Source organism: Zhengella sedimenti (assembly GCF_046506625.1).
Lineage (GTDB): Bacteria > Pseudomonadota > Alphaproteobacteria > Rhizobiales > Rhizobiaceae > Zhengella > Zhengella sedimenti.
On sequence record NZ_JBKFFP010000002.1, the window covers coordinates 84,639 to 99,174 of the forward strand.

General features: G+C 66.6%; 13 protein-coding genes. 10 read left to right on the top strand and 3 right to left on the bottom strand.

Annotation, left to right across the window (positions count from 1 at the left end; genetic code table 11):
• Window positions 1–2: 2 nt before the first annotated feature.
• Window positions 3–1,631: a thiamine pyrophosphate-binding protein gene (locus ACLB6G_RS06055; RefSeq protein ID WP_410355250.1), complete on the bottom strand. Its 1,629-nt coding sequence runs from the start codon at window positions 1,629–1,631 to the stop codon at window positions 3–5.
• Between the two features lie 299 nt (window positions 1,632–1,930).
• On the opposite strand from ACLB6G_RS06055, the gene ACLB6G_RS06060 reads away from it, so the two are divergent.
• Window positions 1,931–3,598: an acyl-CoA dehydrogenase family protein gene (locus ACLB6G_RS06060; RefSeq protein WP_410355251.1), complete on the top strand. Its 1,668-nt coding sequence runs from the start codon at window positions 1,931–1,933 to the stop codon at window positions 3,596–3,598.
• Window positions 3,599–3,610: 12 nt separating this feature from the next.
• Here ACLB6G_RS06060 and ACLB6G_RS06065 read toward each other — a convergent pair whose 3' ends face one another.
• Window positions 3,611–4,195, bottom strand: coding sequence for a helix-turn-helix domain-containing protein (locus ACLB6G_RS06065; protein ID WP_410355252.1), 585 nt, complete (start codon window positions 4,193–4,195; stop codon window positions 3,611–3,613).
• A 130-nt stretch (window positions 4,196–4,325) separates the two neighbouring features.
• Between ACLB6G_RS06065 and ACLB6G_RS06070 the strand changes: the two genes are divergently transcribed.
• Genes ACLB6G_RS06070 through ACLB6G_RS06105 form a run of 8 tightly spaced genes read left to right on the top strand, consistent with a single transcriptional unit; the run spans window position 4,326 to window position 12,633 of the window.
• A complete protein-coding gene (locus ACLB6G_RS06070) occupies window positions 4,326–5,471 on the top strand; it encodes an NAD(P)/FAD-dependent oxidoreductase (RefSeq protein WP_410355253.1) in 1,146 nt (381 codons plus the stop codon).
• Entirely contained in the window at window positions 5,468–6,757 is a 1,290-nt protein-coding gene (locus ACLB6G_RS06075) for a TRAP transporter large permease (protein WP_410355254.1), read from the top strand. Before ACLB6G_RS06070 ends, ACLB6G_RS06075 begins: the two co-directional genes overlap by 4 nt.
• 53 nt (window positions 6,758–6,810) lie before the next feature.
• Window positions 6,811–7,782 (top strand): TRAP transporter substrate-binding protein, encoded by a 972-nt coding sequence (locus ACLB6G_RS06080; protein WP_410355255.1) that lies wholly within the window; start codon window positions 6,811–6,813, stop codon window positions 7,780–7,782.
• A 5-nt stretch (window positions 7,783–7,787) separates the two neighbouring features.
• Window positions 7,788–8,342, top strand: coding sequence for a TRAP transporter small permease (locus ACLB6G_RS06085; RefSeq protein WP_410355894.1), 555 nt, complete (start codon window positions 7,788–7,790; stop codon window positions 8,340–8,342).
• Window positions 8,339–9,790, top strand: a complete 1,452-nt coding sequence (locus ACLB6G_RS06090; protein ID WP_410355256.1) for a M81 family metallopeptidase — start codon at window positions 8,339–8,341, stop codon at window positions 9,788–9,790. The genes ACLB6G_RS06085 and ACLB6G_RS06090 overlap by 4 nt, the downstream gene beginning before the upstream one ends.
• Entirely contained in the window at window positions 9,787–10,638 is an 852-nt protein-coding gene (locus ACLB6G_RS06095; protein ID WP_410355257.1) for an alpha/beta fold hydrolase, read from the top strand. Before ACLB6G_RS06090 ends, ACLB6G_RS06095 begins: the two co-directional genes overlap by 4 nt.
• Entirely contained in the window at window positions 10,635–11,612 is a 978-nt protein-coding gene (locus ACLB6G_RS06100) for an ornithine cyclodeaminase family protein (protein ID WP_410355258.1), read from the top strand. The genes ACLB6G_RS06095 and ACLB6G_RS06100 overlap by 4 nt, the downstream gene beginning before the upstream one ends.
• A 37-nt stretch (window positions 11,613–11,649) precedes the next feature.
• Window positions 11,650–12,633 (top strand): LysR family transcriptional regulator, encoded by a 984-nt coding sequence (locus ACLB6G_RS06105; protein WP_410355259.1) that lies wholly within the window; start codon window positions 11,650–11,652, stop codon window positions 12,631–12,633.
• Between the two features lie 8 nt (window positions 12,634–12,641).
• Here ACLB6G_RS06105 and ACLB6G_RS06110 read toward each other — a convergent pair whose 3' ends face one another.
• A complete protein-coding gene (locus ACLB6G_RS06110; RefSeq protein WP_410355260.1) occupies window positions 12,642–13,532 on the bottom strand; it encodes an NAD(P)-dependent oxidoreductase in 891 nt (296 codons plus the stop codon).
• 188 nt (window positions 13,533–13,720) lie between these two features.
• Between ACLB6G_RS06110 and ACLB6G_RS06115 the strand changes: the two genes are divergently transcribed.
• Window positions 13,721–14,536 carry a sugar phosphate isomerase/epimerase family protein gene (locus ACLB6G_RS06115; RefSeq protein WP_410355261.1) on the top strand — a complete coding sequence of 272 codons (816 nt, stop codon included), beginning with the start codon at window positions 13,721–13,723 and terminating at the stop codon, window positions 14,534–14,536.

A 14,536-nucleotide genomic window follows, 5' to 3' on the forward strand; every position in this document is an offset into this window, starting at 1 on the left:
GGTCAAAGGCGCATGCGCGGCACGTCGTTGGGGTCGAGCCTGAGTTCGATCAGCAGCGGGCGGTCGCGCGTGGCAATGGCCTCGATGGCAGTCTCCAGTTCCTCCGCCGATGAAACGCGAATGCCCTGCCCGCCCAGAGCCGTCGCCACTTCGGCGAAGGATGGCCAGTCGAATTGCGCAAGGCTCGGGTCCATGCTGCGGTCGAGGAACTGGATGTGCTCGGCACCATAGGCGGAATCGTTGCAGACGATCACGATCAGGTCCTGCTTCAGGCGCACGGCGGTGTTGAACTCGTGGACGCCGCCCATCATGAAGCCACCATCGCCGGTGAACAGGACAACCGGTTTTTCCGGCGCCGCTATGCTGGCGCCTATGGCCTGCGGCAGGCCCAGACCGATGGAACCGAAGTTCGCGGTGACGAGCAGGCTCGCCGGATCGGGCACGGACACCCGGCACCACACTTCCGTCATGAAGCGGCCGCCGTCGGTGGCCAGAACCCGGTCCCTCGGCAGCATTTCCTCCAGGCGTTCGAGCGCATGGACATAGTTCACCGTGCCCGGCTTCGCCTTGCCGGCATCGCCTTTCGGGTGGTCGGTCAGCGCGGCCATGTCGAGTTCACCGGTAAAGCCGGTGGCGGGGATCTCCGCCTCGTCGAGCCAGTAGACGATATTGTCGGCGGTCAGGCCCGCATCGGCCGCCAAGGCGGCGTCGGGATGGAAATTGCGGCCGATATCGGCCGGATTCTCATTGACCATCACGACCCGCTTGCCCTTCATCAGCGCGCCCTTGTCGGTGGTGAAGTAATGCAGGCTGGCGCCGAAGGCGATGACGCAATCGGCGTCGGCAATGGCATCGTAGGCGGCCGGCGTGCTCAGCGTTCCGAAGATGTCCATGTTGAAGGGATGGCCGTTGAACAGGCCCTTGGCCTTGAGCGTCGTGGCGAGCGGCGCTTCCAGCCGGTCGGCGAGGCGGATCAGCCTGTCGCGGGCGCCGACCGCGCCGCCGCCGGCCAGCACGATGGGCCGCTTCGCCGAGGCGATGATTCCGATCGCCTCGTCGAGCGCTTCACCCTCCGGCACCATGGCCGGCATGTCGAAAACCTTGAACAGGGTCTTTTCGTATCGTGCCTCCTGCCACATGAAATCGGCCGGCATGTTGACCACGATCGGGCGTTTTTCGACACGGGCACGGTAGAAGGCGTTGGCAATGTCGTAGGCGGCGGTTTCCGGCGCGCGCATCTGCTCGAAACCGGCACCGGTGACCTTGACGAGTTCGCGCTGGTCGATGCTCTGCAGATGCTGCGGCATGGCCACCGGCGTGTCGCCGGCCAGCAGGACCATGGGGACGTGGCCGCGCACGCCTTCCGTGAGCGCCGTGACGCAATTGGTCAGGCCGGGGCCGTGCGTCACCGTGGCAACACCGACCTTGCCGGCGACATGCGACCAGGCCAGCGCCATGAGCACGGAACTGCCCTCGTGCGCGGCGGGAATGAACTTGCCGCCGCAGTGCCGGACATAATGGTCCACCATGAACAGGTTGGCATCGCCCATCAGGCCGAAAAGGGTTTCGCACCCATGGTCCAGGACGGAACGGGCAATCGCCTGATACGTGTATTGTTTCTGCTCGGACATGCTCTTCGATCCCTCTTGCCGCTTCACCGGAACGCCATTTGCAACGCCGGAACGCGTCCCGCCCAGGCTTTCGACTATCTTTCCCGCAAGAATAGCGCGCATCCGGCACAAGAAGCATGCATATTGCGTTCCAAACGAGGCAGGCCGTGCTGTTTTCGCGCATCATGCCGCGCCAGAGCGCGATGACCGTGCGCAAACGCCGCCATCCAAGCATGGACGATCGATGCGGCATTTCGCCATTGACGGTTACGTCAAAGGAAGTATCACGATAGCCGGGATTTCTTTCCGGGAGGATGAGCATGCCCAAATTCGCGCCCGCCAGCGACCTGGAAACCCACGAGGTCGCCAACCAGCCGGACTTCTATGCCGGCCGCAATCTCTACCTGAACGATCCGGCGATGCGCGACGCGATCCGGCGCGAGGCTGGCGCCTGGCTCGATGAGCGCATGGCGCGGCTGGGCGCGGAAGCGGGAACGGAACGCGTGCTGGAATGGGGCGAACTGGCCAACCGGCACGGGCCGGAACTCGTCTCCTTCGACCGCTACGGACGGCGCCTCGACGAGGTACGCTTCCACCCGAGCTATCACCACCTGATGACGCTCGCCATGGAGCACAACATCCATGACATTGCCTGGACGCTGGACGACCCGTCTTCCCATGTCGGCCATTTCGGCCTTCTGGCCCTGTTCACACAGGCCGAGGCCGGCACGATGTGCCCGATCAACATGACCTATGCCGTCGTCGCCTCGCTCAGGCAGCAGGGTGGCGCGGCACGGCCATGGCTGGAGCGCATCCTCGGCGGACAATACGATCCGGATCTCAAGCCCATCGCCGAGAAAGCCGGCATCACCATGGGCATGGCGATGACCGAGAAACAGGGCGGCAGCGACGTGCGCGCCAACTCGACCCGTGCCTTTCCGATCGACGCGGACGCCGGGCACTACCGCCTCGTCGGACACAAGTGGTTCTGCTCGGCGCCAATGTCCGACGGTTTCCTGACGCTCGCCTATACCGATGCCGGCCTGTCCTGCTTCCTGGTGCCGCGCATCACGCCGGAGGGCAGGCGCAACGGCATTCACGTCATGCGGCTGAAAGACAAGCTCGGCAACAAATCCAATGCGTCGAGCGAGATCGAGTATCACGACGCCTTCGCCATCCTGCTCGGCGAACAGGGGCGCGGCGTGAATGTCATCATCGACATGGTCCATCACACGCGCCTCGGCACCGTGGCCGGAACGGTCGGCATCATGCGCATGGCCTTCATCCAGGCGCTGAACCACGTGCGCGGGCGGCGCGCCTTCCAGAAGACGCTGATCGACCAGCCGCTGATGCGCCTTGTGATCGCCGATCTTGCCGTGGAATACGAGGCCGCGGTGGTGCTGGGCGCGCATGTGGCACGCATGTTCGGCGGAACCGATCCGCAATCGAAAGCCTTTGCCCGCATCGCCGTGGCGCTGGCGAAATACTGGCTGACCAAGCGCAATCCGAACTTCGTCTTTGAATGCATGGAGTGCCATGGCGGCGCCGGCTACGTGGAGGAAACGCCCATGCCGCGCCTGTTCCGCGAATCCCCGCTCAACGCGATCTGGGAGGGCTCGGGCAACGTCATCGTGCTCGATGTCCTGCGCACGTTGCACAAGGAACCCGGCGCGCTCGACGCGCTCTTCTCGGCCATAGAACCGGCACTCGGCCGCGACAGCGATCTCGACGCTGCCGCCGGCGACGTGAAGGCCATGATGGAAGGACCGCTTGGCGAGGGCGCCGGCCGGCTGCTGGTCGAACGCCTTGCACTCGTGCTGCAGGGCGCCCTTCTCGTCCGGTTCGCGCCGGAACCGGTGGCACGGGCCTTCTGCGCGACGCGACTGGGCAGCGCGGGCGGCCACATGTTCGGCGTCCTGCCGGAAGAGATCGACGTGGATGCCATCCTCGACCGGCACCTGGCGGCGATCGACGCCGGCCTGTCCTGAGGAACTGCGCCCTCAGGGCGCGACGCAAACCACCAGGATGCGCGCGTCGCGCTCGTCCTCGGAGGCATAGAGGTGGCCGCGCGCGCTGTCGAAATAGATGGAATCGCCCTCATTCAGCACAACCGGGTCGCGCCCTTCGAGATGCACGGTCACGGCGCCTTCTAGCACCAGCAGGAACTCCTGGCCCGAATGGCGAACGAACTCTTCGAAGTCCTTGATGTCATGGGCCTTCAGCGTGCCCATCATCGGGGTCATCGCCTTGTCCCAGACTTCCGGAAACAGCATTTCGTAGACGTAGTTCCGCGTTTCCTGGCGGCTGAACTCGCCCTTGCGCGCCACGGCGAAGCCGCCCGGCTCGAAGCGCCGCCCCCCGGCGGCGAAGAATGCCGCCATGTCCGTTTCGAGGCCGTGGGCCAGTTGTGACAGCCGGTCATAGGTCAGCGCGATCACGCCGCGTTCGGCCTTCGATATGGTGGACACCGCGAGGCCGGAGCGCTCGGCCACCTGCGCCAGCGTCCAGCCCTTCTCCCGCCTCAGCCTGCGGATCTGTTGGCCGAAGGCGATCCGCTGGCTGTCTGTTTTCCCGTTTTCGCTCATTGTCCATCCCTGCAAAGCGGGCGTGATCCTAGTCCGCCGGGTACCGTCCGGCAAACCGTTTTTCCTTTTGGAAAATCCACTTTTCCAATCGGAAAATCGGTGTTAGCGTTCTTCCCGGAGAGAGGAAAGCATGACGCATCAGCCGGAAAACCACGACATCATCGTCATCGGCGCGGGGATCGCCGGCGCTTCGGTGGCAGCCGAACTGGCCAGCCAGGCGCGCGTGCTGTTGCTGGAACGCGAGGACCGGCCCGGCTATCACACGACCGGGCGTTCCGCCGCGCTCTTCACCATTGCCTACGGTCCTCCGGTGATCCGGGCGCTTTCTCGCGCTTCGCACGGCTTCTTCCGCAATCCCCAAAGCCGCTTCATCGCGCAACCGCTCCTCAAGGAACGCGGCGTGATCTTCGCCGCCCATGACGGGCAACTGGCGGTGCTGGAAGACCTAGCGGAGGAACTCGGCGATGCCGTGCGCCCCCTGACGCGGGAGGCAGCGCTTTCCATGATGCCGCTGATCCGCCCGGACTATCTGGCCGGCGCGCTGATCGACGCCAGCGCCGCCGACATCGATGTCGATGCGTTGCACCAGCACTATCTCAAGACGTTCCAGGCCGCTGGCGGCACATTGCGCACGAATGCCGAGGTAGCCGCGATTGCCGGCGAGGATGGCGGCTGGACCGTCGAGGCCGGCGGCGAGCGATTCCACGCACCCACGGTGGTCAACGCGGCTGGCGCCTGGGCTGACGAGATTGCCGCCATGGCCGGAGTTGCGCCGGTGGGCCTGGTGCCGAAGCGGCGCACGGCCCTGCTCATCGAACCGCCTGCCGGGCACGAGCCGGACCGGCCGAACCTGTGGCCGATGGTGGTCGATGCCGAGGAAGGCTTCTACATCAAGCCGGATGCCGGCCTGCTGCTCATGTCGCCGGCCGACGAGACGCCCTCCCCACCCTGCGACGCGCAGCCGGAAGAACTCGACATCGCGATCTGCGTGGACCGGATCGAGACGGCTTTCGACATTCCGGTGCGGCGCATAGCGCACAAGTGGGCGGGCCTGCGTTCCTTCGTCGCCGACAAGTGCCCGGTGATCGGCTTCGCGCCTGACGCGGAAGGCTTCTTCTGGCTGGCCGGACAGGGCGGCTACGGCATCCAGAGCGCACCGGCAGCGGCGCGCGCGGCGGCGGCGCTTGTGCTGAAACAGCCGCTGCCCGAGGATATCGCGGCCGAAGGGGTGACCGCCGAAGCGCTCAGCCCGGCACGGGCGGGGATCGGGCGATGATCTGGGCTGTGCTGGCCGTCGGGATCGTCCTGCTGGCCTCCGGCCTTGCCATTGCCTATGTCATCGGCGCGGCCGCCGTCCTTGCCTTCATCGCGACCGACAACACCCGCTATCTCGCCATCCTGCCGCAGCAGATCTTCTCCAAGATCGACGTCTTCGCGCTGATGGCGATGCCGCTTTTCATCCTGGCCGGCGAACTGATGAACCGGGGCGGCATCACGCGGGTGCTGATCGACCTCGCCATGGCCATGGTCGGGCGGCTGCGCGGCGGCCTCGGGCACGTCAACATCATGACCAGCGTCTTCTTCGCCGGCATTTCGGGCTCGGCGGTGGCCGATTCCGCGGCCGTCTCCAACACGCTGGTGCCCGCCATGCGCGAGCGTGGCTATGACCTGGAATATGCCAGCGCCATCACCGCGGCCTCCTCGATCATCGGGCCGATCATCCCGCCATCGATCATCCTTATCTTCTACGGCGCGCTGATGAGCACATCGGTCACGGCGCTGTTCATCGCGGGCATCGTGCCCGGCCTGTTGCTGGCGGCATCGCTGATGGCTGCCAATGCCATCTATGCCCGCCTTTACCACCATCCGCGGCTGGAAGCGGGCGACGTGCCGCCCTTCCTGCCGGCCTTCATCCACGCGATTCCCGCGCTCCTCGTGCCGGCCATCATCCTGGGCGGCATCGTGTTCGGCCTGATGACGCCGACGGAAGCCGCGGCGGTTGCCGTCGCCGTCGCCTGGGCCGGCGGCTATCACTACGAGCGCATGGGGATGGATGCGGTGTGGCAGGCGTTCCGGCGCACCGCCATGCTGTCGGGCGCGATCTTCCTGCTGATCGCGGCCGTGTCGGCGCTGGGCCATCTCAGCGCGCTGGAGCGGGTGCCGGAAGCCATTTCGGCCATGGTGGAAGCCATGGGGCTCGGGCCGGTCGGCTATCTGATCGTACTCAACGTGCTTTTCCTCATCGCAGGCATGTTCCTGGACATTCCCGTGGCCCTTGCGCTGCTGGTGCCGCTGCTTGCACCCACCGCGCTTGCGCAGGGCGCCGATCCCGTTCACCTTGGCATCGTGCTCTGCTTCAACCTGTGCATCGGGCTGGTCTCGCCGCCACTGGGCGGCTGCCTGCTGATGGTGACCACGGTGACGGGCGTGAATTACTGGCGGCTGGCTCGGGCGGTCATGCCGTTCGTTCTGGTGGAGGTTTTCGTGCTGGCGCTGCTGGTCGCCTTTCCGCAGATCAGCCTGGCGCTGCCGCGCGCATTCGGACTGGCGGGGGGAGGATGAACCACGCCACTTCGCAAGCATCGGGTCAATCAAGGAAAACAGGGAGACGCGCAATGAAACGTTTTGCATTTCTGGCCGCATTCGCAGCGGCGATGGCCATGGCCTCGGGCGCCGTGGCACAGGTCAAGGTTTCGCTCGACAGCCCGCCGGACCTGGAAGGCTCCGGCAGCTATGTCTGGGCGCATGCCTTCACCGAGCACCTCAATGCCAACGGCATGAAGGCCGAGGAATTCCAGCGCGGCGCGCTGGGCAGCGACGCGGAGGTGTTCGACCAGGTCAGCCAGGGCCTCGTCGAGGTGGCCATGGCGCCGCTCAACATCGTGGGCTCGCTGGACAAGCTGATCTACGGGCTGCGCCTGCCCTATTTCTTCGCCGACATGGAAGAGGTGGACCGCGCGCTCTATGATGGCGGCATGCTGGCGCGCATCAACGAGGGCACCACGCCCGGCGGCGTGCGCGTTGCGGCGGTCACCACGGTCGGTCCGGCCACGGGCATCTTCAACACCAAGCGCGACGTGAACTCGCTGGCTGACATGGAAGGCCTGCGGATGCGCGCGCTGGATGAGAGCCAGATCGAGCTCTACAAGACGTGGGGCGCGTCGGGCACCATCGTCAGCTGGGCGGAAGTGCCAAACGCGTTGCAGACGGGCGTCGCCGACGGATACCTCAACCCGGCCTTCGTGCCGCTCCTGTTCGGCCATACCGACTTCATCAAGCACTTCACCGATGCCGCCGTGGCGCCTTCGCTGCGCATCACGATCATTTCGGAACAATGGTACGAGGGCCTGTCGGACGCCGACCGCAAGACCGTGGACGATGCCATCGCCGCGGCCAACAAGGCCAACCGCGACTGGCTCGGCACCCAGGCCGGCGTGATCGAAAAGCTGAAGGCGGCGGGCGTATCGGTCGTGAACCTGTCGGACGAGGCGCGCGCGGAATTCCGCAAGGCCTCCGAAGCCACCTATGACAGCGGGCTGATCACCGCCGAACAGCTTGCCGAGTGGCGCAAGGCCAAGGGCGAGTGACGGCGATGCATCGCCTTGCCAAGGGTCTCGGCCGCCTGTCGGCCGGGATCGACCGCGTCGCCATGGTGCTGGCGGTGGCCGCGCTCTTCGTGATGCTGGGCGCGGCGCTGTGGCAGACCGTGGCGCGCTACATCTTCGCCTCGCCGCCCATCTGGACGGAGGAACTGGCGCGCCGCGCCATGGTGTGGGCCGGCATGCTGGGCGCCTCCTGTGCCTTTCGCGCCGGCGCCAACCCGGTGCTGTTTCCCGCCATGCTTGCCATCGGCGGGCGGGCGGGCGCGGCGCTGACACTGGTGCGCGCGGCAGGCGTGGTGCTGTTCGCTGTGCCCGTGCTCTGGTTCTCGCTCTTCGCGCCGGGCATGAACATGGCGCGCGGCTTCCTGGGCCGCAGCCTCGGGCGGCAGGGCGAGATGCTCGACATTTCCATGATCTGGTTCACGGCCGCCGTTCCGGTCGCCTTCGCCATCATTCTCATACACCTGCTGGCCATTTCGGCGGCGGGCCTCGCCGGAGAGCCTGCGCCCGGCGCCATACCGACAGAGGGAAAGCAAGCACAATGAAGGTCTTCATCGCGGGGCTGAGCACCGAGACCAATTCGTTCTCGCCGCTGCCGACCGGCTATCTGAGCTTTGACGAAGCGGGCATCCGTCATGGCGACGCGACCGCCCATCCGAAGGATTATTTCACCGCGCCGCTGCATTTCTGGCGCGCGGCGGCGGAAGCGAAAGGCTGGGAGGTGGTGGAATCCCTCTCCGCCCATGCGCAGCCGGCCGGACCGACGGTGCGCAAGGTCTACGAGGATTTCCGCGACGAGATCGTGTCGGACCTGAAGCGCTGCGGCGGGGCAGACATCGTGCTGCTGGCCCTGCACGGGGCCATGATCGCGGACGGCTACGACGATTGCGAGGGCGACCTGATCGCCCATTGCAGGGCCGCCGCGCCGGAGGCGGTGATCGGTGGCCTGCTCGACCCGCACTGCCACCTGACCGAAACCATGCTCACGCAGGCCACGCTGCTGGTCGCCTTCAAGGAATATCCGCATATCGACATTCCGGAACGCGCCGAAGACCTGTTCCGGCTGGCCGCCGACACGGCCGCCGGCAGGATCCGCCCGGTCATGCGCGATTTCGATTGCCGCATGATCCTCGCCATGCCGACGCCCTCCGGGCCGATGCGCGCTTTCGTTGACGCCATGGCGGCGCGCGAGGGCAAGGACGGCATCCTGTCGCTTTCCATCGCGCACGGTTTTCCCTGGGGCGACCATCCGCGCACCGGCACGCGCGCCTTCGCGATCGTGGACGGCGACGAGGACCGCGCGGCAAGCGTTGCCGAGGAGCTTGGCCGGTCGCTTTACGCCATCCGCCACCAGCTTCTGCCCGACATGGCCGATATCGACCGGGCGCTGGACATGGCGCAAGCCGAGGCAAACGGCCCGGTCGTGCTTGCCGACGTGTCCGACAATGCCGGCGGCGGCGCGCCGTCCGACGCGACCTTCCTGTTGCGCGCCATGATCGAACGCGGCATGAAATCGGTCGCCACAGGTCTCTTTTGGGACCCGGTAGCGGTGCGCATCTGCCGCGAGGCCGGCGAAGGTGCCACGCTCCCCCTCAGGCTCGGCGGGAAATGCGGCCCGATGTCCGGCGACCCGCTCGACCTGACGGTCACGGTGCGCAAATGCGCCTCCGGCCTGACGCAGCGCTTCGGCACCCTGCCCGCGCCCATGGGCGAAGCGGTGTGGATCGAGGCCGACGGCATCGACATCGTCATCAATGACGTGCGCGGCCAGACCTTCCACCCGGAAGCCTTCGAGCAACTGGGCATCGACCTGTCGAAGCAGCGCTATGTCTGCGTGAAATCGTCCAATCACTATCAAGCCGGCTTCAACCCGATCGCCGCGCGGGTCATCCCCGTCGCAACGCCGGGTGCCATCACGCCGGACTACGCCAACATCCCCTATACCAAGCGGGCGCGCGACTATTGGCCCGCCGTGCCGGATCCGCTGTCATGACCAATGCCCTGATTGCCGCGCGCGACGCCTTCGCGCTCGCCCATCCCGAACAGCGCGCCGTGTTCGACGGGCGCGACTGGGGTTACCGTGACATTGGCAGCGGACCTTGCCTGCTGCTCATTCCCGGCACGCTGGGGCGCGGCGACATCTTCTGGCAGCAGATCGAGGCGCTTGCCGGCCGGCTGCGCATTGTCGCCGTCAGCTATCCGGATCGCGGCGGCATTGCCGAATGGGCCGGCGACCTGTTCGCGCTTCTCGACCGGCTCGGCATCGACAAGGCAAGCGTGCTCGGCAGTTCGCTCGGCGGCTACCTGGCGCAATTCATGGCCGGAATGGTGCCAGGGCGCGTGGAACGCCTGATCGCGGCGAACACGCTGCATTCGGTGGCCGGGCTGACCGAACGCCTGCCCTACGCGCTCGACCTGATGGCCGCACCCATCGCGGACCTTCGCGCCGGTTTCGGCAACGGGCTGGAAGCCTGGCGCAAGGCGCATCCCGGTCAGGGCGATCTCGTCGACCTGCTGCTGCGGGAAGCGGGCGGCCGCATTCTCGAAGGCGAATTGCGCGCCCGGCTGAACGCGCTGAAGACCGCCCCTGACCTGCCGCCGGTCCCGCTCGCGCGCGACCGCATCTTCACCGTCGAGGCCGACGACGATCCGCTGATCCCGCCGGAGATGCGGGTGGCTGTCAGGGAGCGGCTCAAACCCGGAACGGCCTACCGTTTCCTGCATGGCGGGCATTTTCCCTATGTCGCGCGGCCGGACCACTACACGTCCATGCTGGAAGCGATCATGGACCTTGAACAGACCGGTCCCGACTGGGGCGAAGGAAAGGAGCGCTCGGCATGATCGTCCTGAGCCATGCGGATGTGGAAGCCCTGCTTTCCATGAAGGATGCGATCGAGGTGATCGCCGGGGTCATGCCGGCGGTTTCGGCGGGACAGGCCGAACTGCCGTTGCGCAGCGTCATGCCCGTGGGCGGGGCGAACCGGATGGGCATCATGCCGGGCGCACTTTCCGATCCGGCCTGTTTCGGCATCAAGCTGGTCAGCCTGTTTCCCGGCAATCCGGCTAAGGGCCTGTCTTCCCATCGCGGCGCCATGGTGCTTTTCGAGGCGGAAACGGGCGAAGCAACGGCCATGATGGATGCCAGCCTGCTGACCGCGATCCGCACAGCGGCCGCCAGCGGTGTCGCCACGCGGGCGCTGGCGCGCGAGGATTGCGAGACACTGGCGATCATCGGCTATGGCGAGCAGGCCGAACACCATCTTGACGCCATGGCGGAGGTGCGGCCCATCCGCCGCGTCACCGTTGCCGGGCGTTCGGCGGACAAGGCGGCGGCCTTCTGCGAGTGGGCAGCCTCACGCCACTCCGGCATGACGTTCTCCGCGACAACCGATATCGAGGCTGCCGTGCGCGATGCCGACATCGTCTGCACGGTGACCGCATCGCCGGTGCCGATCCTCAAGGGCGACTGGCTGGCGCCCGGTTGCCACGTCAACGTTGTGGGGTCCTCCATCCCGAGCATGCGCGAGGTGGACGACCGCTTCGTCGAACGGGCTTCGATCTGGGTCGACTACCTGCCTTCGACGCTGGCGCAGGCCGGGGAGATCGTGGACATGATCGCGGCAGGCCGCTTTTCCGCAGAGGCGATCCGCGCCGAGATCGGCAATGTGCTGGCCGGGAAGGCCCCCGGCCGGTCCTCGCCGGACGAGATCACGGCCTATCGGTCGCTCGGCATCGCCGCGCAGGATCTGGCTGCCGCGCAATTCGTCCTCGAACAGGCCCTTGCGCAAGGCCGCGGGCAGACCGTTTCACTGTAGGCGGCTGTTCGGGGCGCGAAGGCTGAACGGACAAACCATGCGCGACATTAACATCAAGGCGACGGAGTATTTCGAGGCGGTGGCGCGTCTCGGCTCCGTCACCAAGGCGGCGCTTGAACTGGGCGTGTCGCCCTCGGCCGTCTCGCAGCAGATCCGCAACCTGGAAAGCCAGTTCGGCGTGCGCCTGTTCCGGCGCGAGAAGCGCAAACTCATCCTGACACTGGACGGCGACCGGCTGTTCCAGACGACAACGCAGGCCTTCGCCGCCATCCGCAATGCGCGCGGTTCGATTGCCCGGCAGCGCGAAGCGCGCAATCTCATCATCCGGGTCAGTCCCAGCTTCGGCGTGCGCTGGCTTGGACCGCGCATCAACGGCTTCCTGACCGCCAATCCCGACTGGAACATCCGCATCGATGCGACGCCGGACTTCTCCGTCTTCGAGACGGAGGCTGTGGATTTCGACCTGCGCTACGGGCTTGGCGGCTGGGCGGGACTTGCAGAGCATCCGGTGATGAACGACCTGGTCCTGCCGCTGTGCAGCCCGGATTATCTGGAAGGGTTGAAAACGGTCTCCGCCGACCCCTCAGAACAGATCCGGGCCGCGCGGCTGATCGACAGCGTCAAGTCACTGTTTCGCTGGGACCTGTGGCTGGCGCAGAACGGCATTGCCGTGCCGGAGCTGAACTACCCGTTGCGTTTCGACCGCTCCTCCATGTCGATCGAACTGGCCAAGCAGGGCGGCGGGCTGGCACTCGACAGCGTGACGCTGTGCCTGCCGGAACTCGTGCGCGGTGAACTGGTGCCCTTCTGCCCGGATTTCCCGGTGATCGACTTCCCGGCCTACTGGCTGGTCTGCCCGCCGCGCCATTTCACCCGACGAATCGTCAACCGTTTCGCGGACTGGCTTGGCAGCGAAGCCGCCGCGCATGAGGAAGCGGCGCGGCGCGTGCTGACGGATCATGGCTGCTCGTTCCGGCCGGAGACGGGCGCGAGCCTGATCGGCGCGCCGCCGCACGCCTGATCCCGCGCTCACGCCTCGCGGACGGGCTTGCCGGTCAGGGCCTCGTAGGCCTTGACCACGGCGCTGTCGTCCTCGCGGCCATGCCCCAGCGCGGAAGCTGCCAGCAGCATCTGGTGCGCCGCAGCAGCCAGCGGCAAGGGCGCCCGGGCATCGCGGCCCGCCTGAAGGACGAGGCCGATATCCTTGACGAAGATATCCACCGTCGAAGTGACGGACGGGTTCTCCTCGATCATGCGCGGAACGCGGTCGTCAGCCATCCAGCTTTGCCCCGCGGAGGAGGAAACGATCTCGTGCAGCTTGCGCGGATCGCAGCCCGCCCTGGCACCGAGCGCCATGTATTCGGCCGCAGCGACAAGATGAACGCCTGCAGCCAGCTGGTGCAGCACCTTGTAGGTGGCGCCGGTACCCGGTTCGCTGCCCAGGCGATGAACCTTTTTGGAGACCGCCGACAACAGCGCCTGCGCCCGCTCGAAGGCCGCATCGGGCCCGGATGCCATGACGGTCAGCGTTCCGGCCTCCGCCCCCACCTGCCCGCCCGACACGGGCGCATCGAGCAGGTGATGGCCATGTCCGGCAAGCCCGGCCGCGATGGCACGGACATCGGACGGCGCAACCGTGGAGGACAGGACCACGGTGGCGCCCGGCACCAGCGCCCGCGCCGCGCCGCTTTCGAACAGCACCGACCGCGCCTGCGCCGCATCCACCACCATGACGAGAAGCAGGCTTGCGCCTTCGGCCGCTGCGGCCGCCGTTTCGGCAGGCGTCCCGCCAAGGCTGGCGAACCGGTCGCGCGCGGCGGGCGCGATGTCGTATCCCGTCAGCGCGATTCCCGCCGCCAGGATGTTCTTCGCCATGCCAAGGCCCATGGCCCCGAGGCCGATGATCGCGGTTGCGCCCATGCCATGCCCTCCATTCTTCAGAGGTAACAGGGACAGGACGGCGGCTCCAACGGGTAAATGTGCAAAGCTTTGTAGAATAACTAAATACCGACAGCGCCACTGTTTCACTATCCCGTGCGGATCGGAACCGGAGGGCGGTGCCAGGCTCAAGGCAGCCGGTTGGAGCAGGCGATCCGCGGGAGGAGAGGATGAGGCTTGGACTGGGCAGCTATGCCTATCGCTGGTCGATCGGCATCAAGGACCAGGTGCCCGGCAAGCCGATGACACCGTTCGACATCCTGGACGTGGCGGCAGGCTACGGCCTTTCCGTCGTGCAATATGCCGACAACATGCCGCTTCACCATCTGAGCGTCCACGGGCAGCAGAGGCTCAGCGAGCAGGCCAGGGAGCGTGGAATCGCGCTGGAACTGGGGACGCAGAGTTTCAGGGAAGCGGAGGTCTCGCATTACCTGGAGATCGGCCAGCGCCTGAACGCGAAGATCCTGCGGGTGGCGCTCGACGCCGCGGATGCACAGATCCCGGTGCCCGAGCTTGCCGGGCGGCTGCGCCCGCTGCTCGCCAGGGCCCGCGCGGCGGACATCCGCATCGCCATCGAGAACCACTTCAACTATCCCTCGCCGCGCATGGTGGCGCTGCTCGAAACCGTCAGCGACGACACGCTCGGCGTCTGCCTGGACGTCGCCAATTCCATCTGCGCGGGCGAATGGCCGGAAGACACGGTGCGCATGCTCGCGCCCTTCGCCATCAACCTGCACCTGAAGGACTATGTCATCACGCCGGATGCCTACGGGGTCGGGTTCCACATTCACGGTGTGCCGCTCGGCCAGGGCCGCGCGCCGGTTCCTTGGATCCTCGACCAGCTGGCCCATTGTCCGCCGGACATGTCGGTGATCCTTGAGCATTGGCTGCCGATGAACAACGATGTGGCCGCCGCGCGGGCCAGCGAGACGCCATGGCTGGACCAGACGGTTGCCGCGGCGAAGACATTCCTGGCCGGGCGTTGA

Coding starts and splice junctions, on each gene's coding strand:
- ACLB6G_RS06115 (WP_410355261.1), top strand. CDS start 13,721: ATGAGGCTTGGACTGGGCAGCTATGCCTATCGCTGGTCGATCGGCATC.
- ACLB6G_RS06085 (WP_410355894.1), top strand. CDS start 7,788: ATGCATCGCCTTGCCAAGGGTCTCGGCCGCCTGTCGGCCGGGATCGAC.
- ACLB6G_RS06065 (WP_410355252.1), bottom strand. CDS start 4,195: ATGAGCGAAAACGGGAAAACAGACAGCCAGCGGATCGCCTTCGGCCAA.
- ACLB6G_RS06105 (WP_410355259.1), top strand. CDS start 11,650: ATGCGCGACATTAACATCAAGGCGACGGAGTATTTCGAGGCGGTGGCG.
- ACLB6G_RS06095 (WP_410355257.1), top strand. CDS start 9,787: ATGACCAATGCCCTGATTGCCGCGCGCGACGCCTTCGCGCTCGCCCAT.
- ACLB6G_RS06075 (WP_410355254.1), top strand. CDS start 5,468: ATGATCTGGGCTGTGCTGGCCGTCGGGATCGTCCTGCTGGCCTCCGGC.
- ACLB6G_RS06110 (WP_410355260.1), bottom strand. CDS start 13,532: ATGGGCGCAACCGCGATCATCGGCCTCGGGGCCATGGGCCTTGGCATG.
- ACLB6G_RS06080 (WP_410355255.1), top strand. CDS start 6,811: ATGAAACGTTTTGCATTTCTGGCCGCATTCGCAGCGGCGATGGCCATG.
- ACLB6G_RS06055 (WP_410355250.1), bottom strand. CDS start 1,631: ATGTCCGAGCAGAAACAATACACGTATCAGGCGATTGCCCGTTCCGTC.
- ACLB6G_RS06070 (WP_410355253.1), top strand. CDS start 4,326: ATGACGCATCAGCCGGAAAACCACGACATCATCGTCATCGGCGCGGGG.
- ACLB6G_RS06100 (WP_410355258.1), top strand. CDS start 10,635: ATGATCGTCCTGAGCCATGCGGATGTGGAAGCCCTGCTTTCCATGAAG.
- ACLB6G_RS06090 (WP_410355256.1), top strand. CDS start 8,339: ATGAAGGTCTTCATCGCGGGGCTGAGCACCGAGACCAATTCGTTCTCG.
- ACLB6G_RS06060 (WP_410355251.1), top strand. CDS start 1,931: ATGCCCAAATTCGCGCCCGCCAGCGACCTGGAAACCCACGAGGTCGCC.